At 47.8% G+C, this 25,489-nt stretch carries 21 protein-coding genes; 11 read left to right on the forward strand and 10 right to left on the reverse strand.

The window, feature by feature from the left end; translation table 11 throughout:
• Positions 1-17 precede the first annotated feature (17 nt).
• Positions 18-1,466 carry an aminotransferase-like domain-containing protein gene (locus ACR6Z4_RS02145; RefSeq protein ID WP_479715563.1) on the forward strand — a complete coding sequence of 483 codons (1,449 nt, stop codon included), beginning with the start codon at positions 18-20 and terminating at the stop codon, positions 1,464-1,466.
• A 16-nt stretch (positions 1,467-1,482) separates the two neighbouring features.
• Here ACR6Z4_RS02145 and ACR6Z4_RS02150 read toward each other — a convergent pair whose 3' ends face one another.
• A complete protein-coding gene (locus ACR6Z4_RS02150; protein ID WP_479715564.1) occupies positions 1,483-1,824 on the reverse strand; it encodes a hypothetical protein in 342 nt (113 codons plus the stop codon).
• Between the two features lie 532 nt (positions 1,825-2,356).
• On the opposite strand from ACR6Z4_RS02150, the gene ACR6Z4_RS02155 reads away from it, so the two are divergent.
• Positions 2,357-2,866 carry a DUF4149 domain-containing protein gene (locus ACR6Z4_RS02155; protein ID WP_479715565.1) on the forward strand — a complete coding sequence of 170 codons (510 nt, stop codon included), beginning with the start codon at positions 2,357-2,359 and terminating at the stop codon, positions 2,864-2,866.
• A 235-nt stretch (positions 2,867-3,101) separates the two neighbouring features.
• Here the strand turns inward: ACR6Z4_RS02155 and ACR6Z4_RS02160 are convergent, their stop codons facing one another.
• Positions 3,102-3,404 carry a YggT family protein gene (locus ACR6Z4_RS02160; RefSeq protein WP_479715566.1) on the reverse strand — a complete coding sequence of 101 codons (303 nt, stop codon included), beginning with the start codon at positions 3,402-3,404 and terminating at the stop codon, positions 3,102-3,104.
• 305 nt (positions 3,405-3,709) lie between these two features.
• Here ACR6Z4_RS02160 and ACR6Z4_RS02165 point away from each other — a divergent pair, with 305 nt between their 5' ends.
• On the forward strand, positions 3,710-4,711 hold the full coding sequence (locus ACR6Z4_RS02165) for a glutathione S-transferase family protein (protein ID WP_479715567.1): 1,002 nt from the start codon (positions 3,710-3,712) through the stop codon (positions 4,709-4,711).
• 324 nt (positions 4,712-5,035) lie between these two features.
• Here the strand turns inward: ACR6Z4_RS02165 and ACR6Z4_RS02170 are convergent, their stop codons facing one another.
• Positions 5,036-6,064, reverse strand: coding sequence for an FG-GAP repeat domain-containing protein (locus ACR6Z4_RS02170; protein ID WP_479715568.1), 1,029 nt, complete (start codon positions 6,062-6,064; stop codon positions 5,036-5,038).
• A 655-nt stretch (positions 6,065-6,719) separates the two neighbouring features.
• Here ACR6Z4_RS02170 and ACR6Z4_RS02175 point away from each other — a divergent pair.
• Both ACR6Z4_RS02175 and ACR6Z4_RS02180 read left to right on the forward strand, forming a co-directional pair.
• Complete coding sequence (locus ACR6Z4_RS02175; RefSeq protein ID WP_479715569.1) at positions 6,720-7,715, forward strand: SDR family oxidoreductase; 996 nt, start codon at positions 6,720-6,722, stop codon at positions 7,713-7,715.
• 1,478 nt (positions 7,716-9,193) lie between these two features.
• On the forward strand, positions 9,194-9,562 hold the full coding sequence (locus ACR6Z4_RS02180) for a PadR family transcriptional regulator (protein WP_479715570.1): 369 nt from the start codon (positions 9,194-9,196) through the stop codon (positions 9,560-9,562).
• 340 nt (positions 9,563-9,902) lie between these two features.
• Here ACR6Z4_RS02180 and aspS read toward each other — a convergent pair whose 3' ends face one another.
• From aspS to ACR6Z4_RS02195, 3 genes are all read right to left on the reverse strand, one after another.
• On the reverse strand, positions 9,903-11,690 hold the full coding sequence (aspS, locus tag ACR6Z4_RS02185) for an aspartate--tRNA ligase (RefSeq protein ID WP_479715571.1): 1,788 nt from the start codon (positions 11,688-11,690) through the stop codon (positions 9,903-9,905).
• 177 nt (positions 11,691-11,867) lie between these two features.
• Entirely contained in the window at positions 11,868-12,317 is a 450-nt protein-coding gene (locus ACR6Z4_RS02190) for a VOC family protein (RefSeq protein ID WP_479715572.1), read from the reverse strand.
• Positions 12,318-12,526: 209 nt separating this feature from the next.
• Positions 12,527-13,036 (reverse strand): TIGR02652 family protein, encoded by a 510-nt coding sequence (locus ACR6Z4_RS02195; protein WP_479715722.1) that lies wholly within the window; start codon positions 13,034-13,036, stop codon positions 12,527-12,529.
• Positions 13,037-13,233: 197 nt separating this feature from the next.
• On the opposite strand from ACR6Z4_RS02195, the gene ACR6Z4_RS02200 reads away from it, so the two are divergent.
• Positions 13,234-13,779, forward strand: a complete 546-nt coding sequence (locus ACR6Z4_RS02200) for a gamma carbonic anhydrase family protein (RefSeq protein ID WP_479715573.1) — start codon at positions 13,234-13,236, stop codon at positions 13,777-13,779.
• 138 nt (positions 13,780-13,917) lie between these two features.
• Complete coding sequence (locus ACR6Z4_RS02205) at positions 13,918-14,031, forward strand: photosystem II protein Y (protein WP_479715574.1); 114 nt, start codon at positions 13,918-13,920, stop codon at positions 14,029-14,031.
• Positions 14,032-14,396: 365 nt separating this feature from the next.
• Here the strand turns inward: ACR6Z4_RS02205 and ACR6Z4_RS02210 are convergent, their stop codons facing one another.
• The 3 genes from ACR6Z4_RS02210 to xseA all read right to left on the reverse strand — a co-directional run bounded on the left by ACR6Z4_RS02210 (position 14,397) and on the right by xseA (position 17,125).
• On the reverse strand, positions 14,397-15,227 hold the full coding sequence (locus ACR6Z4_RS02210; protein WP_479715575.1) for a prohibitin family protein: 831 nt from the start codon (positions 15,225-15,227) through the stop codon (positions 14,397-14,399).
• A 333-nt stretch (positions 15,228-15,560) separates the two neighbouring features.
• Positions 15,561-15,794, reverse strand: a complete 234-nt coding sequence (xseB, locus tag ACR6Z4_RS02215) for an exodeoxyribonuclease VII small subunit (protein WP_479715723.1) — start codon at positions 15,792-15,794, stop codon at positions 15,561-15,563.
• Positions 15,795-15,850: 56 nt separating this feature from the next.
• A complete protein-coding gene (gene xseA, locus ACR6Z4_RS02220) occupies positions 15,851-17,125 on the reverse strand; it encodes an exodeoxyribonuclease VII large subunit (RefSeq protein WP_479715576.1) in 1,275 nt (424 codons plus the stop codon).
• A 714-nt stretch (positions 17,126-17,839) separates the two neighbouring features.
• Here xseA and recA point away from each other — a divergent pair.
• The 3 genes from recA (at position 17,840) to ACR6Z4_RS02235 (ending at position 21,813) form a co-directional block, all read left to right on the forward strand.
• Positions 17,840-18,940 (forward strand): recombinase RecA, encoded by a 1,101-nt coding sequence (gene recA, locus ACR6Z4_RS02225; protein ID WP_479715577.1) that lies wholly within the window; start codon positions 17,840-17,842, stop codon positions 18,938-18,940.
• Between the two features lie 424 nt (positions 18,941-19,364).
• Positions 19,365-20,870: an AAA family ATPase gene (locus ACR6Z4_RS02230; RefSeq protein WP_479715578.1), complete on the forward strand. Its 1,506-nt coding sequence runs from the start codon at positions 19,365-19,367 to the stop codon at positions 20,868-20,870.
• Between the two features lie 199 nt (positions 20,871-21,069).
• The gene (locus ACR6Z4_RS02235; RefSeq protein WP_479715579.1) at positions 21,070-21,813 is read left to right on the forward strand and encodes an SIMPL domain-containing protein; all 744 of its coding nucleotides are present in this window, start codon (positions 21,070-21,072) and stop codon (positions 21,811-21,813) included.
• 192 nt (positions 21,814-22,005) lie between these two features.
• On the opposite strand, the gene ACR6Z4_RS02240 is transcribed toward ACR6Z4_RS02235, so the two are convergent.
• A complete protein-coding gene (locus ACR6Z4_RS02240) occupies positions 22,006-22,896 on the reverse strand; it encodes an alpha/beta fold hydrolase (protein WP_479715580.1) in 891 nt (296 codons plus the stop codon).
• Between the two features lie 806 nt (positions 22,897-23,702).
• On the opposite strand from ACR6Z4_RS02240, the gene ACR6Z4_RS02245 reads away from it, so the two are divergent.
• Entirely contained in the window at positions 23,703-25,172 is a 1,470-nt protein-coding gene (locus ACR6Z4_RS02245) for a hypothetical protein (protein ID WP_479715581.1), read from the forward strand.
• Positions 25,173-25,489 lie beyond the last annotated feature (317 nt).

Raw genomic sequence — 25,489 nt, forward strand, 5'->3', positions numbered from 1 at the left:
CTACGGAGACGTTTCTGGTGAAAATTCTGGTTGATCGGCGATCGCCTAAGCCGGTCTATCTACAAATTCGCGATCGCATGACCCGGTTGATTCAATCAGGGGCATTACAACCTGGCGATCGCCTGCCCTCTATTCGCTCTCTGGCAGAACAAGCCCAGGTGAATAAATTAACCGTGATCGAGGCGTATGGAGTTTTAGAAGCCGACGGTCTGATTCATTCGCGACCCGGCTCTGGATATTTTGTCAATGCCGCTGTTATAGACACGCGATCGCCAGAATCAACCTTTGCACCCAATCAAGATGTCGTCATCCCCGACAAAGGCGAGATGTCCTACTTCGACATCTACATGGCATCGACCCTTGCCCACAATCAGGGCAATATGATTACGTTTAGCTCTGGTTTTCCCCGCCCAGTTCATCTCGAAGACCTGCAACGGCTGTCTCGGCGCGCTGTCAAAACCATTGCCGATAGCTTGTTTTGCTACCATTTGCCCCAGGGACAAGCCAACCTGAGAAAGCAAATTGCCCATCTGTTAATGCAACAAGGGCTGGACATTTCTCCCGACCATCTGATTGTCACCAACGGGTCGATGCAGGGGCTTTCCCTGGCAATGCACTATTACATTCAACCGGGCGATTGGGTGATTGTTGAATCGCCAACCTATCATGGCGCACTGGCAATTTTGCAAGACTTAGGGGCTAGAGTCATTGGCATACCCATGACCAAAGATGGTATGAACCTGACGCTACTGGCACAATATCTGCACAGCCATCGCCCCAAACTGATCTACACCATCAGCACGCTACATAACCCAACGGGCATCACAACGTCACCCCATCATCGTCAGCAATTGCTTGCCCTAGCCGCAGCCTATCACTGTCCCATTTTAGAAGACAACGCTTACGAAGGCTTAAGTTTTGGTGCCGTGCCGCCGCCAATCAAAGCATTTGACACAGCAGATTGGGTCACGTACATTGGTACGTTTTCAAAAACGCTGATGCCAGGATTACGGGTTGGGTATATGGTCGCGACAGGTGCTTGTTATCAACCCCTGTTAGAACGAAAGCTACTCCAGGATTTGAGTACCTCTACCATTTCACAGGCGATCGTCAGTGAGTATTTGGCATCGGGTCACTATCGCCGACATTTGCATGATTTATGCCGCAGTAACTTACTCAGTCGCAATGCCATGCTACAAAAGCTAGACCAGCATTTTCCGGCTGATGCAACCTGGACAGTGCCCGATGGCGGATTATTTCTCTGGGTGAGTTTGCCCGAGGGTGCGCCCGTTGCAGCGATTTGCAATGAGGCATCGCTTCATAAAGTCGTGGTTACATCGGGGGCAAGTTTTTTCCCAAATCAGCAGGGATATCCGGCAATGCGGCTTAACTTTTCCCAAACGTTAGAGGATATTGAGCAGGGGATTTCTCTATTAGGAACTATTATCAAACAGCATCTGCCGTAGACCCGTTCTCATGCCTCTAATGCATGGTCAAGACCGCTGTCAGAGAGTGATTTAGCGATCGCCATTCTTCAAAGCTAAGATTGCCTGCCTCATAGGCATCCCGCAAAAAAACTGACATCGAGTGACATGCCAGATGTTGGTTGATCAACCGTTTCGCTGCAACGAGAGCACAAATATCGGACGGATAGCTTTTATAGTCCGTCAGCCGTTGTCTAGAAGGCGAGTAGCATACGCTCTTAAACCCTTCTTTTTCTGCTAACACTTCAATAATCCAGCCGTGGTAAAAATCTGCCAAACAAGGATCTTTCATCGCCTTTTCTTTAACGGTGGGCTTTACGCTGTCTGGCTGTTCCGGCATTCTTGATCAAAACCATTAACCAGACAAAATAAAATAGTGTAGTCGTGCTTTAGGATCGCGGATTTTATCGAACCTGATTCTTTTCAAGAGAGCGATAGCAGAGCCATCACTCTCTTAAAAAGAATGGCAGGTGAATGGATCTGTGACCCTGAGAGAGAATGATTATTAGAGTGAGGATGCACACCCCCAATTGTTTAACCACGAGTGAATGAATTGACTAAAATAAGACACTATCGCCGGTTAAGAATTGGTTAGTTTCTTTGAGAAATATACGTACGGATTTTACAAAATACACACAGAAGTCTGTGGGGTTAGAGGGGAATTCGTCAAGGTTTAATCAACCTTCTCGATATCTTTAAACTTACTGAACTGACGAGAAGGCGAGTAGCGCAAGATGGCTTAATTGTGTCCGCCATTGAAGCAGTTCATCTCTATACATTACATGCCGTAGAAAAGTGAAATGATACTTCACACCTATTGCGAAATAGATTCGATAAGCTGAACAGTAGAACACAAGAAATGAGGGCAGCTCATGGCTACGATTTCTGGTTCTGAACTCAAAATTGCAAAATGGCACACGATCGCTCTTTCTGCCCTAGCTTTTTGGTTCAGCAGCAGCTTAATTTTAGATTTTCTGATTATGCCGGGGCTTTATGCGGCAGGGGTAATGTCAGATGCAGATTTTGCCACCGCAGGATATTCGATTTTCTGGATTTTTAATCGGATTGAACTGTTGTGTGCCGCTCTAGCGCTAACGGGCGTTCTGGTTTTACAACAAACACCCGGATTTATTGCTCATCGGACTCAAGCGATCGCTCTGGCAATCTTTTTATTAATTGTGCCGCTCATGTATACCTATGTGCTCACGCCTGAGATGAGCGCACTCGGACTCCATCTTGATCTCTTCAACCTGTCGGTATCTACACCATCGGGCATGAATCAAATGCATGGGTTGTATGGCATCGCAGAACTGTCTAAGCTAATTGCCAGCGGCATCATGCTGAGTTTGTTCTATCGCAACAGAGAAACCAGTGCCTGGTAAACCCAGTCCGGATACTCAACGCCAAAAGACAAAAAGAGCTGTGCCCGATAGGTACAGCTCTTTTGTTTAATAGCAGTCACATTTGATAGCGGTCATACGTCTCAGCGTCAGCTCATTGCGATCGCCAATCTTAATATTGCCAATTCTCTGCGATTAGCTCTTATCCATGACGCTGATGATTCGCACCCTGATGGCACGAATCACCAACTCATCGAATTCCTTTTTAGATCGGTTCTTAGAAATAGGCTTGTGCAGCGGGTAAAGCCAGCGTAGAGACGATACGGGTAACAAACTGAAGAACAAACTGAAGCAAAAAGATGGCGATAATGGGCGAAAAGTCGATGCCTCCCAATGGTGGGATGACCGATCGAAAAATATTGAGGTAAGGGTCAGTTAGCTGGCTAATCCAGGAGAAGGGTGGATCCATCCAATTGACGTTGGGAAACCAACTTAGAAGAACCCGGACGATGATAATCGCAAAATAGATATTTAAGAAGTAGACAACCGACATTGCAACCAGAGAAACGGGACTACTCATAGCAAACAGAACTTCCTACGTCAAAGTTTTTATGATCCTAACTTAATCTTGCATAAGATTCTGGATTTGTACGAATTCCGGTAATGTTTCAAATGTGTTGTTGATTTTTTGAAAAGCTCGCGGAGCGAGCTTTTCAAAAAATCAACAACACATTTGAAACATCGCCAATAAGCGGGGTGTGAGAACCGTACCCTTCAACGTCATCCCCAACACGAGCAACACCATTTTTTGTAGCGCGGGCGATGCCCGCGCTACAAAAAATTACGACATGATTACCACTATCCATCGTCGAAGGAATAAATGATATGGCTCTCGGTCAACTCGTAGACGGACAATGGCATAAAGACTGGACAGAGCGCGATGAAACCGGACGGTTTCGACGGATGCCAACCCAATTTCATCAGCACGTTACTGCTGATGGTTCCAGTGGCTTTCGAGCCGAAGCCGGACGCTATCATCTCTATATTTCGTTGGGGTGTCCCTGGGCACACCGAACTGCCCTACTTTACAAATTAAAAGGGCTGGAACACGTCATTGGGCTATCGATTGTGGACCCCGTGCTCAGCGAGTATGGCTGGAAATTTTCTGACTATCCAGGCTGTATTCCCGATGCAGTTAATGGTGCCGACTACCTCTGGCAACTTTACGTCAAAGCCAACCCGACCTATACCGGACGTGTTACCGTCCCGGTGTTGTGGGACAAGCAAACTCAGACCATTGTTAATAACGAATCGCGCCAGATTATCCAAATGTTGAACTCGGAGTTCAATTCCGTTGCGGCTCATCCCGATCGCGAGTTTTACCCCGACACTTTGCAACCCATTATTGAACAAACGATTGATGCGATTTATCAACCGATCAATAACGGCGTCTATCGCTCAGGCTTTGCATCCAGTCAAACCGCTTACGAAGAAGCTGTAACCGAACTATTCCAGGCGTTAGATCATTGGGAAATGATCCTCAACCATCAACGTTATCTCTGTGGCGATCGCATTACCTTAGCCGATTGGTGTTTGTTTACTACCCTATTTCGCTTTGACCTGGCATATCATGGCATCTTCAAATGCAACCTGCGGCGATTGATCGACTATCCTAACCTGTGGAACTATTTCCGCGACCTTTACCAACAACCTGGCGTCAAAGACGTGTGTAGTGTTGACCACGTTAAACGCATCTATTATGTCGGGCTGAAAGAAATTAATCCCAATGGCATCGCCCCTAAGGGTCCCGATATTGACTTTGATCTGCCCCACGATCGCGATCGCCGTTTTCCTGTCACCGAAGAGCGATCGCTCATTCCTCACTAAAAAGCAATCCAAACATAAGCCCCACAACACAAACTTACAGGTTATGAAATCCATAAATTCTCAGTTTAGGACGGGGTGCAGGGGCATAGCGCTACGCATTGGGGTTAGAACGGGGTGCAGGGGTGGAACCTTTGCGTGGGTCACTACCCACACCCCAAGGTGTAACAGGAATCCGTAAATCTATATAAATTTCTGGTGTGGTACTGATGTGATGATTTTTTGTGGCGCGGGCGACGCCCGCGCCACAAAAAATCATTACTTTTTTAGAACTATCAATTTCTTAAGCTATGGATTGAAAAGAGTTGAGTAACCACAGCGGATATTTTACAGGTCAGCAAATATCATATCTACCGGCCCACCTGCTGACGTCAGCGGCGTTTGAGCAATAAAGCTACCATTTCCTTGACCTGCCAGTACCGAAATATTGTTAGACATAAAGTTGGCAGACAAAATATCAAGGTGACCATCTCCGGTCGTATCTTTCAGCACGATATCATAAGGCTGAGTTCCTACTGCAAACGTCGTTTGAGTCGCAAATGTGCCATTGCCATTATTGCGAAACACTGAAACAGTATTGGCTTGCGTATTCCCGACCACAATATCCAGAGCACCATCTTCATTTAAGTCGCCAAGTGCTACTGGGCTAGCTGCCCGACCCGCTGCATAGTTAGTCAGAACATCGAAGGTACCATTACCTAATCCCATGCGAACGGAAACGTTGTTACCCCCTGCATTGCCGGTAACGACATCCAGATTGCCGTCGTTATTGAGATCACCCATGGCGATTGATTCGGGACGGTTACCGACGGTGTAATTGGTTGGTGTCGAAAACCCGCCCAGACCATCGTTTAATAAAACAGAAACATTTGCACTACCAGAATTCGCGGATAACATATCTTGATCGCCATCGTGGTCAATATCTTCAACCGCGATTTCCCAGGGCTGTGTACCGGCAGTGTAATTTATTCGGGTATTTAAGCCACCCGATCCATTTCCGGTGAGGAGAGAAATATTGGCAGACCCGCTATTAGCAACTACAGCATCAAGTACATTATCTCCATTCACATCTTTAGTAATAATGTGGACGGGCTGAGAGCCAACGGCATAGTTGACAGGAGAGCTAAACCCGCCAACACCATTATTTGACAATACAGAAATGCTGCCGAGACCCCGATTAACAGTGAAAATATCAGTCAGACTGTCTCCATTAAGGTCGCCAGCCGCAACCGAGAAAGGAGTTGATCGGCTAACCAGGGGAATGTAGACGGGTGCGGTGAATCCGCCATTACCATCGCTTTGGAACAGCGACATGTTGGCACCATTTCGGTTCACGGCTACGAGGGTCATCGTCATAATTTATACCTCTTCTGGGGTCACCCACTAACTTATCAACACCAGAATAAGGAGATCTACGAGTATCATAAGACTTGGTCAAAAATACGTATTCGATTCGGCTTTTATAAAGTTCATGCAAAGTTTTTGAATGCGTTCAACCCTGTGAAATCTCTTAGATGTAGCGATCGCTTTGACCGTTTCAACCTGTTCATCCAACGAGACGCAATCAGCGAGATTCCGTAAGCATACTGAAGTGTAGGAGTCGCAAAACAACAGGGAAAAAAGCCTTCAGGGGAGATTAAACTCTGCGTACTTCCAGGTTTAGAGAGTAGTGGTATTTATAGTGGTACGCATTAGGGTTAGGACGGGGTGCAGGGGTGAAACCCCTGCGTGGGGCAACCGCCCCCTGATGTCCCAACTGGATTGCATGGAGCCATAGGTCATGATTTTTTGTGGCGCGGGCGTCGCCCGCGCCACAAAAAATCATGACCGTTTCTGGAACCTCACCAACATCAACGGTCTGGAGCGGTTTTGCGGAATGAAATAGGGTTGTCAGCTTTATCACTGAGATCTTGTTGATATATAAAGTTTTTTCTCAATTTAACCGGGGGGAATTATGAGAGCATTAGGGTGTATCTTATAAAAAGTTAATAAATTAGTTTTTGAGTCCCTCATGAGCATATTAGTTGTTGGTGCTACTGGAACTTTAGGAAGGCAAATCACTCGTCGCGCACTAGATGAGGGTTACGAAGTGCGGTGTTTGGTTCGAAGTTTCAAACGGGCAGCCTTTCTCAAAGAGTGGGGTGCCGAATTGGTTGGGGGTGACTTGTGCGATCCAGAAACCCTGCCCCCTGCGTTAGAAGGTGTGACAGGCGTGATCGATGCCGCAACAACGCGACCAACCGACTCACGCAGCATCCGTCAGGTCGATTGGGACGGCAAAGTCAATCTGATTAAGGCAGCAAAAGCGGCTGGGATAGAACGATACGTGTTTTTCTCAATTTTGGATGCTGAAAAGTATCCGAATGTGCCGTTGATGGAAATTAAGCGCTGTACAGAGCAATATCTGGCAGAGTCGGGCTTAAATTATACCGTTTTGCGGACGGCTGGCTTTTTGCAAGGGTTGATCAGTCAATATGCCATTCCCATTTTAGAGAAACAATCGGTTTGGGTCATGGGAAATACATCGGCGATCGCCTATATGGACACCCAAGATATTGCTAAGTTTGCCGTGCGATCGCTTAAGGTGCCTGAAACTGCCAATCGCACCTTTCCAGTCGTTGGGTCGCGTGCCTGGGAAGCTTACGAAATCATCCGACTTTGCGAACGCCTCTCCGGTCGAGATGCCAAAGTCACCAAAATGCCCATCGGTCTCTTGCGTTCGATCCGTCGGATTGCCCGCTTCTTCCAGTGGACGTTGAATATTGCCGATCGCCTGTCGTTTACAGAAGTGATCGCCTCTGGTAAGCCCCTGACGGCTTCAATGGATGAAACCTATGCCGTGTTTGGGTTAGATCCAAAAGACATGACAACGCTGGAAGCTTATATGCAAGACTACTTCGGGCGAATCATGAAGAAGCTAAAAGAAATTGAATACGAGCGCGAAAAAGAGAAAGAAAGAGAGCGTGCCAAGAAATTGAAGCGCAGTCCCTTTAAAACACCTAAATAAACTTCTAACCCCTCAGCTATGACTCTGTAAACCTATATATCCAGCCAGTTTGTGGCGGTGAGATGGGCTGCGCTCATCTCACCGCCACAAACTGATGACAGCCTTGCTATGTTTTCATCTATTCAAGAATAAAACTTGGTGGTTCAGTTCCGTAATCGGAGATAGTTTTGTAGAGCGGATTAGCCCTGGTATAAAACTATTTTTATTCCATCTATGGCATTACTGATTGAGCTTTTTTAGTTAACTGAAATAGGTGAGGGGATAAGGCTGAAAATTATTTATTTACTTTCAGCGACAAAGCTTAACCAAAATCAATTAGCAAACGTCTGGCTATAGTTAAGTCAGTGAATTTACGGAATATTTCTAAGTAAAATTGCGAATGCTCTTGCGATCGCCCGATTGTTTTGTGAAGTAACGATTAAGCAAAAAAATAATTTACAACATTCTTAATATTTCCAGAAAATTATATTGAACTGTAAGTCGATCAGTCATCTTAACTTAGCGCCTGACCGGGGATGAAACAGTTATCAGGGATCAAAAATTTGATGTTTTTAATGGTTTTTTCAAATTAGTCAACTTGCTTGTTCCTCAGTCCTTCGTTTGCTCAAACTTTCTTTGTATCTCATGCGTTTACTCCCGAATGCTCAACGAGTTCGGGGTGTTCAGACGATGGTTTGGTGAGTAGTAACGCGGGCTAAACGGTTTTATCAATCGATATTAGAAGCGATCGCACCTTGAATTTTAATTTTTTCAGGGCAAATAAATTTAATCGAAACGCTTTGCAGAAATCAATGCAAAATTCCCTGTGAATTGTTGATGGGCATCCTGTAGGATCACCCGCAATTTTGCCGCTCAGCAACGCATCGCTTGACGTTCATGGTGATAGAACGATTGTGAATCAACGCATTTTGAATCAAGCTGATTTGAGCGTGTGCGACGTTATCTCCCCAGCAAAGTTTCGGCTGAGGATCACAGAATAGCGTGCTGAACTTTCCAATTGGGTCTTGAAATTTGAGGTTAGGATAAATTATTTTCTATGATAGGAGACGAAATCCCAAAGAAATGTCTAAAATTGGAATATCGTTCGGTAATAGTTAATCTATCTCCGACTGAAGTAGATAGCAATTCTGGAGACCTATCATATTTCCCTGACAAAAGATTTCTTCCTTAAGATGGGGTTGTAAGTCTTCGACAGAGGTTAAGCTTGGTAGATAGACCAGACTAACTACTCTCTACTCTCTATCGTTCCCACGAGTTGCAATCCACTGTGTCTATCCGAATCTATTAGAGATGTAGCCTATTTCACATTCTTGTAGCGAAAATTCTACAAGGGTTATGTTTCTCAGTTTGTTTACAAAACTGAATGGACTCAACGGACACATCAGGTGCAAAGGGATTTGGCGACGAGCTTCTTCCTGCAAGCGACCGGGAACATTGCCAGTAAAACCTGATTGATGAATCGTTTGGCTGACACTCCTATGACAACACTCGACGATATTTACCAGTTCTTTCGCAATCCTCCTCCGTTCTATCTCAATAAAGAACTGGCTGTTTGCTACGTTCTGGACGTTCTATTGCGTAAAGATTCCTACGGAACAGAATTGATCCAGCTCCTGGAAAATGAATATCCGACCTATCGGCTATCCGATACCGTTTTGTACAGCGCGCTGAAGTTTTTAGAGGACGCTGCTGCAATAACAGGCTATTGGAAGAAGGTAGAAGGACGAGGACGGCCTCGCAGGATGTATCAAGTAACGCCTGGTTGGAACCAAAAAGCGCAAGATCTTGCCCAACTTTGGAACGGATACATTAACAATGGCAAAACGCCGGTATCCCCAGGTATATAGCCCATCTTTATGACTCAAACTCTATGTGGGGAGTTGTCTTCATCTCCTCGTGTAGCAATTGCCCCAACCAACTAAATAAGACAGGGTTGAGGGAGTGATGCTCCCTCAACCCTGTCTTATTTTAATGAATCCCTTTCCCCTGGCTATAGCCACAATCATCCCGGCGCGATCGCTAACGATCACAGATGCATTAACCTGTATAGCGGTATGCATCAGGGTGCGGACGGGGTGCAGGAGTTTCACCCCTGCGTGAGGGCACCTCTCCTACCTCCCCGAGGTCTTACCATAATTGTGTTAGAGAGAGCGATGGCTGCGCCATCGCCCTCTAACAGCATGGGGTTTAGGACTTAGGTTTCACAGTTGTGATATGCAGTTCTTTCAGTTGCTTGCTGTCAACCTCTGATGGGGCATTGGTCAGCAGACAACGAGCTTGCTGCGTTTTGGGGAACGCGATCGCATCTCGAATAGACTCTTCACCCGCCAGCAACATCACCCAGCGATCGATGCCGTAGGCAATGCCACCATGCGGTGGCGCACCATATTCAAACGCTTCTAGAAAGAAGCCAAACTTGTCATGGGCTTCTTCGTCTGATAACCCAATCAGTTCAAACACCTGTGCTTGTAACTGGGGTTGGTGGATCCGCACACTGCCACCCGCCGCTTCATAGCCGTTATAGACCAGGTCATAGGCTTGAGAACGGGCAGTTTTTAAATCTGCCATATCTTCAGCATGGGGCGCAGAAAAAGGATTGTGCATTGCATCCAGTCGCTTTTCGTCTGCGTTCCATTCGAACATGGGAAAATCAAGTACCCAGAGCAAATTGATTTGCTTGGGATCAATCAGACCCAATTCTTTACCCAAACACTGACGCAAGCGATCGAGGGTTTTATTCACAGTTGCTGTATCTCCTGCACCAAACAGGAGGAGATGCCCCGGTTTTGCCCCTGTACGAGTGAGAATTTCTTGTTTTTGTTCAGCAGAGAGGTTGTCTTTAATGGCACCGATGGTGTCGATCTCGCCATCTTCTCGCACCCGAATATAGGCTAACCCTTTGGCTCCAGCATCCGCAGCCTCTTTGAATAGATCTCCACCGGGTTTGATGCGAACGTTAGAAATTGCCTCGTTGCCACCAGGAATGGGGAGAATTTTGACAATGCCACCCTTGGCGATCGCATCCGCAAATACTTTGAATCCAGATCCTTTAAGCACATCCGATACATCCACCAGTTCTAACCCAAAGCGGGTATCCGGTTTATCGCACCCATAGCGATCCATGGCTTCGAAATAACTCAGACGTGGGAATGGGCGCGGAATTTCGATGCCTTTCAAGGTTTTGAATAAATGGCAGACCAACCCCTCATTTAGATCAATGATTTCGTCCCGGCTCATGAAGCTCATCTCCATGTCCAGTTGGGTAAATTCGGGTTGGCGATCGGCACGCAGATCTTCGTCTCGGAAACAGCGGGCAATCTGATAATAGCGATCGCACCCGGCAATCATCAAAATCTGCTTAAACAGTTGCGGCGATTGCGGTAAGGCATAGAATTCCGTGGGATTGACTCGACTGGGCACCAGATAGTCGCGCGCACCTTCGGGTGTAGACCGGGTTAAGACCGGAGTTTCTACTTCCATAAAGCCCTGAGCATCTTCGAGATAGCGCCGGATGGCTTTAATCAACTCGTGCCGCAGGGTCAGATTTCGTGCCATGCGTTCTCGGCGCAGATCGAGATAGCGATATTTCAGCCGTAATTCTTCACGAACTGATGTATCGGCTTCAGCCGTAGACACCTGAAATGGCAATTGTTTGCGAACGGCATTGAGTAGCTCAATTTCATCGGCATAGACTTCGATTTCCCCGGTTGGCAGTTTGGGGTTGAGCGACTCTTCAGGACGATGACTCACTCGACCTGTAATTTTTACAACATACTCATTTCGCAGATCACCGGCTGCTGTGTAAGAATGCGGCGTACGTTCTGGGTCGCTAACAATTTGGGCAATTCCAGTGCGATCGCGTAGGTCTAAGAAAATCACCCCCCCATGATCGCGGCGACGATCGACCCAACCAAATAGGGTAACCGTCTCTCCAATATGTTCGGGTCGGAGTTGACCGCAATAGTGGGTTCGCATAGGTGTGAGCGGATTAGAATTTCAATGAAAACCCTTTCATTATCCTGTATCCATGGTGATTCTGATCAGGAAAATCAATCTTGAGCCGTTGACATAGTGATAGTCGTTCAAAACCAACCGAGTAATGTGCGGCAACGAGACGAAAGGCGCGGCGATGCTGCGCCTTTCGTTTGGAAATTATCGCTGCCCCATGACGCGGGTAAATTCTAATGGCAGCCCATCGGCATCGGCAATAAAGGCGACTTCGTAGATGCGATCGCCAATCATTTGTTGCATGGGTTGGAGTAAAACTTTGAGGGGTTTGAGCTGCTCCGCGTTGACCTCAGCGTTGGCAATAGCCTGATCAAAGGTTGCCTGGAGTGCCGCTAGCCACGTGGGCAGATCGTCGGTGGTATCCGTCAGGTCAAACGACAAATGGTAGTACCCGGTGTAGTGTTCATCAGCAAATGCATCGGCAGCCGCACGAGGTTGGGGAACCTGGATTAACTCAATTCGTCCGTTTAATCCTTCCATCCAGCAGGCAAGGGTAATGCCAGCGGTAAACCGTTCGCAAACCGTAAACCCCAGCAATTCATAAAAAGCGATCGCCCGATGAATGTTAGCCGTGCGAATAGATGCGTGATGCATAGGTATTCAAACTTATGATCTGCTGTTTAATAAAATCCTAGTTTTGTTGTGGCGCGGCGAAGCCGCGCCACAACAAAACTAGTACCTTAAAAGTTTTAGAGGGGGTGGAGGGGGTAAAACCCCCTCTTGGGGGCGTAGCCCCCAAACCCCCATGTTGCAAAATTTCGTGTTTGCAACACTAGGATTTATTTGATTAAGAGTGCTTAAAACTATTCAAACAAGCGGAAATAGGGATATCGAACGGGTGCGCCAGGTTCCTTATCCAGATCAAAGTTGATCACATTCCAGCACGGTTCATCTTCTGGATCGGGGCTAAACTCCACGGGCAACCCATACAAACGGGGACGAGAAGAATCTGACTGCCCTCGCCACGGTGTGCTGCGTTCTAAATAGGTGCTGATCAAATCTCGATAGCGCTGGGCGATCACAACTTTCGTTGCCCGATAGCCTTGGGTGTAGAGCCGATCGAGGGCTTCATGAATTTCAAAGCGAATGCCGTCAGGGTGCGTATGCTGACGATACCATTCGTTATTCCACTGTCGCCAATGACGCCCCGATTGGAGGTGAATTAGCTCCTGAGTATCAGGATTGGCTTCAAATGCGCCATGTCGTTGACACAGATAGGTATCTGTCAGTGTCAGCGCCGGAATCGTTTGGCGACAGTGTGGACACTGAATCTCAGGTCCGAAAATAGGATATTGCAGGGCTGGATTCATCATGAAATTATTGCCAGCATAGTCTCCGTATGCCATCGCCAATGGCTCTATTATAACCAGGGGTACTTCACGCTTAAGCTCATTTCAGGTCGTGCCCTGCGGTAATTCATTGGAAATGCCGAGTGCAGTTTCTAGAGACAAAGCTGTTACTTAACAATGCCCATTCTACGAGCATTCTACTAAATCTGACAGGAGTAAAGGTGACTAATTTTCAATCGTCTTTATCGCAACCACCGTCATTTTGGCTGCCTCCAGATTTATCTCAGGCAGCATTTGTTGCATGTAATGCCACCGTGATTGGGCACGTTGAGGTGGCGGTAGGGGTCAGCATTTGGTACAACGCGGTACTTCGGGGAGACATAGACCGCATTGTCATCGGTGCGTATAGCAATATTCAAGAGGGTGCAATCTTGCATTGCGACCCAAATTTGCCAGTGGTTTTAGAAGACCATGTTACGGTTGGACATCGAGCGGTGATTCATAGTGCCCATATTGAACGCGGTAGTTTAATCGGCATTGGTGCCATTGTGTTGAATGGGGTGCGGGTTGGGGCGGGTAGCATGATTGGAGCTGGTTCTGTGGTGACGAAGGATGTCCCAGCGCGATCGCTTGTGGTGGGGGTTCCGGCTAAAGTCATGCGAGAGATTTCAGACCCAGAAGCCGCTGAGTTGATCGACCATGCGCGGAAGTACGAAAAACTGGGGCTGGTTCATGCCGGAAAGGGAACGGATTTGGGGTTTGCTTAGCCAACCGATCTGGGGAACGGGTCATAACAAAATGTAAATAAATGTAAAGACAGGTCTAGAAAAATCGGGAACTTCAGCGCAAAATAGATACCAAGATGAGAGTTATTTATAAATCTTTAAAGGGAGGCTCGTGAGGTTATGGATTGGCGTCTTTTACTAGTGGTTTTGCCCCTCGGTTTAGCGCTGTTCTGGGTGTTCAAGAACATCGGACAAGATGCGCTCAAGCAAGGTCAAGACTTTTTGAACAAGTAAGTTAAACCTTGCCTTAAAGCAAGGTATTTGTACGATTCCAGGCGATCGCTCTTTCTCTACAGGGCGATCGCCCTTGTTTTACAGGGTTGCCTGACACGATAGACGTCTGAGTCCTGAATTCTCAGATTTCTAGCAAAACTTAAAATTTCTCCTGTGAATACTCGATTGAGTGCTCGATATTCGATCCGTCTCCACCACTCATGAATAGACCTCTTGCAAATTAAGGTTCTGAGATTAGTTTGGGCGGGGGCGAAGCCCCCGCCCAAACTAATCTGCAAGAGATCTAATGGGTTGCAGAGACGCGATGCGTCGCGTCTCTACTGGAACTCTTGACCCAGGATATTGACTCTTTACCGATCGGCTGGTTACGGTTCCTCCTGAAAATTGCCCAAGTTAAACAAAAAGGGGATGCCACCCGATTCTTTACCCAAGACTAAAACTTTGGGCATCTGAGCCCCACCCTCTCTCCAGGCTTCGATCGCTTCTTTTTGCAAGACAAGCTGACCCCCTGCGGCTTTCAACGTTTCAGCCAGCAGCCGCTGAGCTTCTGCTTTACCCTGTGCCCGGTTAATGTCGGCTTGGGCTTCCTGTTCGGCTTCCTGGGCGATATATACGGCTCTCTGGGCGCGTTGTTCGGCAATTTGCTTATCTTCAACGGCTTTGGAAAACTCTTTCGAGAAGTTCAGATCGACCACGCTCGTGTCCAATACTAAAATGCCGTATTTCACAAGCCGTTCGCTGAGGGCATCGTCAAAGTCTTGTTTGAGTTCGGGACGCTTAGTAATCGATTCTTCGGCAGTTCTGCGGGCAGCCGCAATTTTGAAGGATTCTTGGGTTTGCGGGGCAACAATTTTGGCAACGATATTTTGCAAGCTGCCTTGTTTGCGGCGAATATCTACCACTCGTTCGGGATCCAGGCGAAAGTTAATTGCAAAGCTGGCAGACAATTCTTGCAAATCTTTGGTAGAGCTTTGCCCCGGCACTTCAAATTTTTGTACGGTGACGTCATAGACATCGACGCGGGAGATTAAAGGGGGTTTTAAATGAATGCCTTCTAGTAAAGGACCATCCATCGCTTTGCCTAAAATACTCAGGACTCCTGCTTCGCCAGGGTTGATGATGACAAACGAACTCAAGCCAATGAATAGCGCGATCGCAACAATCGTTCCTAAGACCAGGGACGACAAATTCTGCATGGATGCATTCTTCAAATCCCTTTTCTCCATTCCAATGAGCTACAGGTTATAGGGTACAGGAAATAAAATAAAAACCGAGTTTTGTTGCGGTGCGGCTCCGCCGTACCGCAACAAAACTCGGTTTCATATCGCTACAGGTTCAGAACCAGGAATTTGATGGGTGGAACAGCGTCGCTCCGCGACGCTGTTCCACCCATCAAATTCCTAACTCAATGGCGTATGGAACCCCGATGCTTAAAAATCGGCATTGCTTAATCCAACAATGAAATTTGGTGTGAGTGCGGCGCTCCGCGCCGCACTCACACCAAATTTCATTGCCCAAATCAGCAGCACCTAAAAATCCTCTGGTTCGTCAGTGAGGGTTTCAATTAACAAATCAACTTGATGGCGTTGATGGGTCAAAAATTCTTCGCACTGATGCAACTGTTTAACGGCGATCGCAAATTGTTGAAACACTTCTGCTAACTCTAGTTCACCCGTTTCAATCCGGTTAATAATTGCCTCAACCTCAGCAACCGTCAGTTCATAACTCCAGCCTTGGTCTGAGGCCGAAAGAAAAGAAGCCATGCTGTTAGCCGTGCGATCGCCATTATCGAGCAGACGCTGTTCGCCAGGTGAGTCGTTCATAGGTCGTCGTGAGTAGATTGCTCGGTTTGCAGATCAGGAAACTTGAGAATTTCAGAAACCGTGACTTTAATATGACCTTGAGCCAATTGGAGGTTGAGCGATTGCCCCGGAGTCACCTCTGCGGCGGATCGCACAATCGCACCATCAGCTTGGCTTGCCAGAGCATAGCCACGCCGTAACACGGCAGCAGGGTCGAGGGTACCCAACTTTTGCTTGAGCAATTGGCAGTGTGCCTTCGCCTCCTGAAGTTGTTGGGAGGTACTACGAATTAAGCGCTGTTGCATCCAGGCGATTGTCTGGTTTTCGCGTTGCAACTGGCGATCGAGTCGCAACCGTTGTAAGCGTTCTTGCAACCGTCTGGTTTGAGCATGAGCATTGTCTAAATAGGCATGAATCGCCTGATCGAGTTCCGCAATCCGTTCTTGATGTTCTGCATAGACTTCAGATAGACGCGGAACAGCTTGTTCTGCCGCCGCTGTTGGCGTGTGAGCGCAGACATCGGCAACCAGATCTGCCAGCGATTCATCTCGTTGATGACCGATCCCAGCCACTACGGGAATGGGACACGTGGCGATCGCTCGCACCACTCGTTCATCGTTAAAACACGCCATATCTTCAACCGCACCTCCCCCACGGGAAAGGATCAACACCTCGGCGCGTCCATCTCGCTGCACCCGTTCGATTGCCTGCACAATTGAACCTGGTGCCTGATCTCCCTGGACTAACGCCGGAGAGAACAAGACGTGCAGCCCCGGATAACGGCGCTTGAGCGTCCGCTGAATATCTCCCCAGGCGGCAGCTTGAGGAGACGTAACCACGGCAATGGTTTTAGGATGGGTGGGCAACAGTCGCTTGCGGTCTAGCTCAAACAGCCCTTCGGCTTCTAGTCGCTTCCGCAATTGGCGATAGCGCAATGCTCGTAACCCTTCCCCGGCAGGCAACGCTTGCCAGACAATCAACTGGTAGCTGCCCCGTTGGGGATGAACATGGATTCTGCCTAAAATAATCAGCTGTTCACCATGGGCGGGCTGGGCAACCAGTTTATTCAGATGGCTATTCCAGACAATGCAGTTGACCGCTGCCTGGGCATCTGGATCTTGTAAGGTAAAAAACAGCCCACTCCGATAACGACTAGAACTAGAGACTTCTCCAGTGACCCACACTTGGCGCAACTGATGATCGTTCTCTAGCAAGGCTTGAATATACGCATTTAGCCCTGCAACCGACAATGTCGTGTCTGGGATGAGCAGGCTAGGGAAGTTAGAAGTCATAATTCCCCAAGGTTCTGGTTTTCTAGACGCAGTTTTCAGGTTGAACCGTAAAGATCTAGAGCAAAAGATCTAAGACGAACTGATATAGTACACTTGTATCTAATTGACTGTAATTTAGCCTAGAATGGATCAGAACTATTTTTAGACGGTCTTTATTAAAGACTGTCTATAGATTAACGAGTCTAAGTTGAATTAGACAGTAAGCTTTATTGCACTTCAAGGGGTTTCTTCTACTGAGGACAAAAACTAGAACGGGTTTTCATTCATCGGTTTCAGAAATGGCTAGGGGTTAGGCGTTGCCTTCGTACCCTGTGTCTTCCAGAGTTTACTGAACGAAACACTAGAGGGTGTGAAAGACGTGCAATTGTTTCATTTAAGATACAGTGCAGACTGGGGTTGTAATCACTAAATTTTGCAACATAGGGTCAGTTTTTTGCCCTCAGAGGAGACGAAACTTCCTCTGCCCTCTGCCTCCCTGTTGATCGGGTCTATGTCAGATCGTGGATTGAATTAAATCGACAACTTTAGCCTTCTACGGGTGCGACATTCGGCAAATGACGCCGATCGCGACCGTTTTTTAAGCCCTGAGGCAACCTACCCCATTTGGTCTATCCCTATCTCCAGAAGTATTGCTATAGAATTCAGGAAATTTGGCACGGCAATATTTTAACGCCTGAATTCTAAAGATTTCTAAAATTTTGTTTTGAGGCACTAATGGCTAAGACGACGAGCAGCGAAAGTTCAGAAAAAGAAAAGGCACTCAATTTGGTGCTCAACCAAATCGATCGCACCTTTGGCAAAGGCACCATTATGCGCTTGGGTGATGCCACCCGCATGAAGGTTGAAACCATTTCTACCGGCGCATTGACCCTGGATCTGGCATTGGGTGGAGGGTTGCCCAAAGGGCGAGTCATCGAAATCTATGGGCCTGAAAGTTCGGGTAAAACCACCTTAGCCCTGCATGCGATCGCTGAAGTCCAGAAGGCAGGAGGCGTCGCCGCATTTGTCGATGCTGAACATGCCCTTGATCCGGCGTATTCGGCAGCATTGGGTGTAGATATTGCCAACCTGCTGGTTTCTCAACCCGATACAGGCGAAGCCGCGCTGGAAATTGTCGATCAACTGGTGCGATCGAATGCGATCGATATCGTCGTGATTGACTCTGTCGCCGCTCTCGTCCCGAGAGCTGAGATCGAAGGAGAAATGGGCGATGCCCACGTAGGGTTGCAAGCTCGATTGATGAGCCAAGCCCTGCGAAAAATTACCGGAAGTATTGGTAAAACTGGCTGTAGCGTGGTCTTTTTGAACCAGTTACGGCAAAAGATTGGGATTTCTTACGGCAATCCTGAAACCACAACGGGGGGTAATGCCCTCAAATTCTATGCTTCTGTGCGGTTGGATATTCGCCGTATCCAAACCCTGAAAAAAGGTACTGAGGAGTATGGTATTCGCGCCAAAGTCAAAGTGGCAAAAAACAAAGTTGCCCCTCCCTTCCGCATCGCAGAGTTTGATGTGATTTTTGGTAAAGGAATTTCGACTCTGGGCTGCTTGATGGATATGGCAGAAGAAACCGGGATTGTAGTGCGCAAAGGTGCCTGGTATAGCTATAACGGCGAAAATATTAGCCAGGGACGAGATAACGCCATTAAATATCTAGAAGAAAAGCCTGATGTTGCTAAGGAAGTCGAACAAAAAGTCCGGCAGAAGTTAGAAACAGGCGCAGTGGTTTCCGCTAATTCGGTCGCAGCCGTTTCGCTGAGTGAAGACGAGGATGAAGATGGGGATGAGGATGAAAACTTTGTAGAAGAAGAATAACTGCTGTCCAGCCGTGATCTAAATTCACGCTCTAAAGGACTGATGGTCTGTCCATTAAAAATTGATGGTTAAAACGGGTGATGTGCTGCGCGAAGCGCAGCACATCACCCGTCAGAAAATACTTGACAAAGCACTGGTGTTGCAAACACGAAATTTTGCAACATGGGGGTTTGGGGGCTGCGCCCCCAAGAGGGGTTTTTACCCCCTCCACCCCCTCTAAAACTTTTAAGTTGGTGTACTAGTGTAGTTCTGTGAGGTCTTGGAGTTGTCACAATGCGGCGGAGTTGTGCCTTACCAAAACCGGGACTTTTCTAAACAGCAGATCCCTAAATAGACGGTGAAAGTACCTGTCCTATGGACGGGTACTTTCACAATCCCGACTCTCTAGCGCCACAATAGAGGGAGTGAACTTTTAAACTGCCGTATGTCATCTGACCAGCCAGAGGGATTTTCTGATAATTGGGCTTATCTAAAAACAGAATTGAACTGGTTGGAACGGGTCTTAATGTTGGCGATCGCCCGTCAGCGGAAAGAAACGAAAGACGTAGATCGGATTGCCCATAGCCGGGTCGATAAAGTCACCAGTCATTGGTGGAAGGGTGTCGTTTCCCTGGAAGGGGGCAATTCTTATGACGAGCATCGCAAACCATCGACTACTCCTAACAAAAGCTATCAACAACAACTGGAAGCCCAGATTCAGCTGAGTCAAAAGCGCGGGGTGGTGTTGGCTTTGCCCCTACTGTGCGATCGCCTGCACCTGAGCCATTTTGAGAAAAATCTGATCCTCATGAGTCTGGCACCGGAAGTTAATCGTCGCTATGCTCGTCTCTATCGGTATCTGCAAGGAGACGATACGTTGTTCCAGACGGATCTGCCTACGGTGGATCTGGTGTTGCGCTTGTTCTGTCGGAATGATGCAGAATGGCGAGATGCCCGACTTCGGCTAGCCGATTCACCGCTGCAAGCATTTCAATTATGTAACGTATTACCGGGGGTAGCCCAGACCTTCTTAAATCAGCCGATCAAGCTGTCTGAGTCGTGTATCACCTATCTCCTGTCAACCCAACCGACCCTGGAAACGTTAGAACAATTGCTGACCCCCGCGATCGCACGACCTCAAACACAGCCAATTTTGCTGACACGTCCCCCCAGCATCGGGACAGATTTGGTTTTGCCCTCGCCCCTTCTCGATCAACTACAGGCGATTGGTCACGCTGCTCAGCAAATTCAGAAGCAGACGGAAGGATTGACCCACCATCCGCTTGATCAACTGGGACGGGTGATTTTATTCGCAGGAGCAAGCGGAACGGGTAAAAAAAGTGCCGCAGAGGCGATCGCCCAGGCGATGGACGCAGCATTGGCTCAAGTCGATCTAGCCCTGGTAAAACCGGAAGAGTACCGACAAGTTTTTCAGGAAATCGCGGATCAAGCCCCGACTGTAGTGCTGATTCAGTCCGCCCACCATTGGTTAAAACGCTCTGCCCCGATCTCACCGATTGACTTGAATCAATTTCTGGCTCAGCGCCAAAGTCTAGCAGGCATCACGATTTTAACCGTAGAAAAACTAGAGTCGGTGAGCATCCGTTGGCAAAAGCAACTGGATCACATCCTCCATTTCCCCATGCCCAGTTCAGGCGATCGCCTCAAACTCTGGCAGCAATCGTTCCCACCCCATATCAATTTTTCCTCAGATATCGATTGGCAATGGTTGGCTCAAAAACTAACGCTGAGTGGTGGCGACATTCGGGCGATCGCTCAGACCGCTAGCCTACATCTGGCAAATTCTGCTGCCGAAAACCTCAGCTGGCAAATACTAGTCCAGGCACTTCAGCAACACGGTAAAACGCTGAAACAGCCACCCGCGCCAGTCACCCAACCGGCAACAGTTCCCACGCAACCCAGGCGCACTCGCAAGAAAACCTCCCAGTAAATCGGTCGTGTTTCAAACTGGTTGTGAGTTGTTGAGCAAGGCGCGCGGAGCGCGCCTTGCTCAACAACTCATAATGGATCTCTGACTCATACCCGGCAAAAAGAAGTTGCTAAAAGTGTAACCATTGCATTGTTTTGAGCGGAGAGTGCCAAAGTAAGAACATGCTACTTAAACCAATTGTGAGGAGATCAAACTCTCTATGAAATCTGCTCTATCGATCCACTCTACGAATTCGCTTAAAAAAATTGCGACTATCTTGCCGTTAGCCTTGGGGTTATTGAGTTTAACGATGGTAAAACCCGCTTTTGCAGAAGAACAGCTATTGAGAACCATTACGGTTTCAGGTCAAGGGGAAGAAAGCATTGCCACAACTCTGACGCAAGTTAATTTGGGGGTTGAGGCTCAGGGTGAAACAGCTGAAGAAGTGCAACAAGAAGTGGCTCGTCGCACCAATGCCGTGGTTGATTTGTTGCGATCGCGCAATGTCAGTAAGCTGCAAACCACTGGAATTTCGCTCAGCCCCATGTACGATTATTCCGATAATCGCCAGCGGTTGATTGGTTATACTGCCACCAACATCGTCAGTTTTGAAATTGCCACAGAACGCGCCGGAAGTATTTTGGATGATGCTGTGAATGCAGGTGCAACCCGGATTGATGGCGTTAGTTTTATAGCGACCGACGAGGCGATCGCCCAGGCACAGCGGGTTGCTCTGCGCGAAGCGACCGAAGATGCATTAGAACAAGCTGATGCTGTCTTAGCCACCTTAGGCTTGACCCGTCAGGAAGTGGTCAACATCCAGGTCAACAACGCCAGCCCCCCGCCTCCCATCTATTTCCAAGATCGTGCCATGCGGATGTCAGAAGCGGCGGCTGCCCCAACTCCCGTCATTGGTGGCGAACAAGACGTTCAAGCCTCTGTTACCCTACAAATCCAGTATTGAGACCCCGGCTCTCACACTACACTCATAATCTATGGCGCTGTGCGGGTTGATGCAGTACGGTGTTGTGGGGCGCGGAGCGCCCCACAACACCGTTTCTACACTGAACGAACTTGCACACCGCTACATAACAGGGACGAAGCCTTATAAAAACAGTAATGGATGCGCGGCATTGCCACGCATCCATTACTTGTTTCATGGGATCAGAGAATTCAACATCCACTGTTTGATCAGGGCATTCACCTGATCCGGTACTTCATCATGGGGACAATGCCCCGCCTGGAGATAGTGTTCTTTTAAGCGGGAATAATATTGCCGAAACTTTTCACCCCGCGCTCTCGCATTCATCCAGGGATCACCTTCACCCCAAAGCAGCAACAGCGGACACTCCATTTGACTCAGTAACGTATCCACCAATTCACCACTGGGTGTTTTAAACACAGAAGCAAAAACCTGTGCTGCACCGACATCACACGATGGGCGATAAATATCTTCCACCAGTTGATCGGTAATGGTGCTGGGGTCGAGATAGACCTTTTCTAATGTTCTTCGGATAATAGCGGGTTGGCGCACATATTGAAACAAGAGCCAACTGGGTAGCGGTTGCAACAATACCGATCGCACTACCTGACTGATCACCTGTTGCATGGGATTGGGCTGAAGCTTGGCGTTTGCGTCGGAAAAAGGACCGGCACTGTTGAGCAAAATAACGCCCCTGGCAGACTGCGATCGCTGAGCTGCAACACACAATGAAATATATCCGCCTAACGAATTACCTGCCAACACAACGGGTTGACCGATGACGGCTTGGATAAAGTCAGCCAGTTGGTCGCGCCAGAGATCGCTGCTATATTGCCAATTGGGTTTAGCCGATCGCCCAAACCCCATCAGGTCGATCGCCCAGACTTCAAAATCTTTGCTCAGTTCAGCCAGATTCTTACGCCAGTGGTCGGTCGATGCGCCAAAGCCATGAACCAGCAATAAAGGCGGATGACCGCTGTCGGCATTGCCAGCCCGAACATAATAAATAGGCTGCCCCCGCCATTCCCAGTAAGCGCCGATATGAGTTGCGGCTGCTGTCTGCATAAATGTTGCTCCTGTACCCCATGGCATACGGTTCGGGATCATGAATTGTATAGACCAGACGTTTGGACAAGTGAGATTCAATCTGTGATCCTGAGGCGCATGGGGCAATTGATTAATGTAAAGAAATGTTAATCATCATTTTATCGCGATCGCCACGCTATTGCTTAGCCTCTCGCTTCAAGAATTTTCTGATTACTAAAATCTCTGGTTGCTAAAGATCCTGATAAAAATAACTTGAATAACTTTTTTGGGAGAGTAAGGCAGAGCCGCACTCTCCCAAAAAGTTGTGGGTTTTAATTTTGTAAATATCCTTGAAGGAGATTTCTGATACCAATTTGATTAGCGATCGCACCAGATACTGTAGGGGCGCATTGCGATGCGCCCCTACATTAGATCGATGTGCTGTGAAGTCTGTTTAAATCGGTATGAAAAAGATGGTACCCCTGTAAGGGCAAAGCATTCGTTAGATAGTCTTTGGTAAATGGCAAACACCATAGTTCGAATGCTTTGCCCCTACATTTTGCTGATGACCTTTTCTAGAAATCGCCTAAAATCTTTGCGTCGTCAGTGACGCGACAGAGACATACCCTCAGCAAAATGGGGATTTGATGCCATAGCAGCCAAAGAGCTGGTCAGGACAACAGGGTGAAGCCCCTGCTTTCTGTCCTAAATTAACCATTTCATTGCTATATTTCTAGTCCTTAAGTGATGCCAGTATTTGCCGTTAACCTGCGATGATAAGGTTGCCTGTGGTGCCCCGCTGGTTAAAAGGCTGAGGGCAGTCTTAAGAAATGTAAAAATTCATCATGGCAGCTCTGAGACTTTCTTCTAAATCCACTTCAGTTCGCCGTAAAAATCGGTGGTTTGAAAAAATAATGGCGGCGATCGCCCTTGCTAACCTGGGTCTCGTTGTATTTGACCTGAGTTATATTCCCCTGCGCGATCTTTACCTCAGCCAACTTCCAGATTTTACTAATTGGTATGGTCGCCAATTTAAAGGCATCGAACCACACCGATCGACCGAGGCATATCTAGCAACCGTTGCGCAGCTAGAAGATCAGATCGCGGCTCAAGGGTTAACGGCACCTCAGACGCAGGAATTACTAGCCAATTTGAGCGCGCGTAGCGCAGCAATGGTCGATGAAGATCCCTTCGAAGTTGCCAATAAGTCCGGCACGTTAGAGCGCATCAAAGAGCGAATGCGCGATCACGTCAGTCAAGAAACTGATCAAGAATTAGAATCTTCTAAACTTGCCTTCGAGCTGTTTTGGAGCCAGCGCTTTTTGATGCAGCAGGGGTTCAAACAAGAGATCGATTTTTTTGATGCCAAAATCCGACCGCTGATTGCGACAAACTACTATCGCAATATTGGGTTTGATGGCAGACCGTTAAATCGATTTATCTTAATCGAGTTACCCTTTATTGCCATCTTTGGTTTAGAGTTTTTAGCTCGAACCTGGTATATTCGGCAACGCCACAACACTATCAGTTGGCTAGATGCCATGCTCTGGCGTTGGTATGACCTGTTGTTGCTGATCCCGTTTTCGCTATTTGCTCCTTTATTTGGGCTGTTGCGCGTGATTCCGGTGATCACCCGCATCAATCATTCCAACCTGATCAATTTGGAACCGTTGCGCGATCGCATTACTCGCAGCATCATTGCCAGCTTTGCCGTGGAGTTAACCGAAATCGTCGTCATTCGCATGATCGATCAAGTGCAAACGCTGGTGCGTCAGGGCGATATTGCCCAGGTGCTGCTCAACCCCGATACAGGTCCCCGCTACGTCGATCTCAACAATGTTGATGAAGCCAGCGTTATTACCCAACGTATTTCCAGCACCCTGGTCGATCAAGTCTTACCCAAAGTACAACCAGATATCGAAGCCCTGCTCAACCACACCGTTAACCGGGCACTCGAAGGAATTCCTCTCTATCGAGGGATTCAGCAACTGCCAGGAATGCAGGAGCTGCCACAGCAACTCACCCAACAATTGGTGACAGAGTTATACCAGGCACTCTATGGCGTCCTCAAACGATCTTTAAATGATGAAGCCGGTGCAGAATTAATCCGCCAACTCTTACAAAACTTGAGCAGCACGTTTAGAGCCGAAATCGGTCAAGAAAAAACGGTAAAAGAGATAGAGACCTTGGTCAATGTCTGGCTAGATGAATTCAAAATTAACTATGTCAAACGCCTAGCTACCGAAGACATCGAACAGTTGCGAGAAAAGACACAACGGCTTTACGAAATTACTCAATCTGCCAATAAAAAATAAAATAAAACCCCAGTTTTTGGGTGGCGCGACTGTGCCGCGCCACCCCAAAACGGAGATTTGCTCAACAAGTAGACCAATCAAACGTTTGATCACGGGGTGCAGGGGTTCCACCCCTGCGTGGGGACGCAGCCCCCACACCCCCACTGTCCTAACCATCTACTCAATTGTTATAAAAGAACAGGCGAGTAGGCTAAAGAAGCCTGCAACTCTGGAATTGATCCGCTAAACTAATCTATTAGGCGCAGGCAAGAAATTGCCTGTGCGCTTACTTAGGCATCATTTCGCCGGAAGTGGGTCACAACCCGCTTTTTTTATTG

Source organism: Calyptranema fuscum S582, from assembly GCF_055793305.1.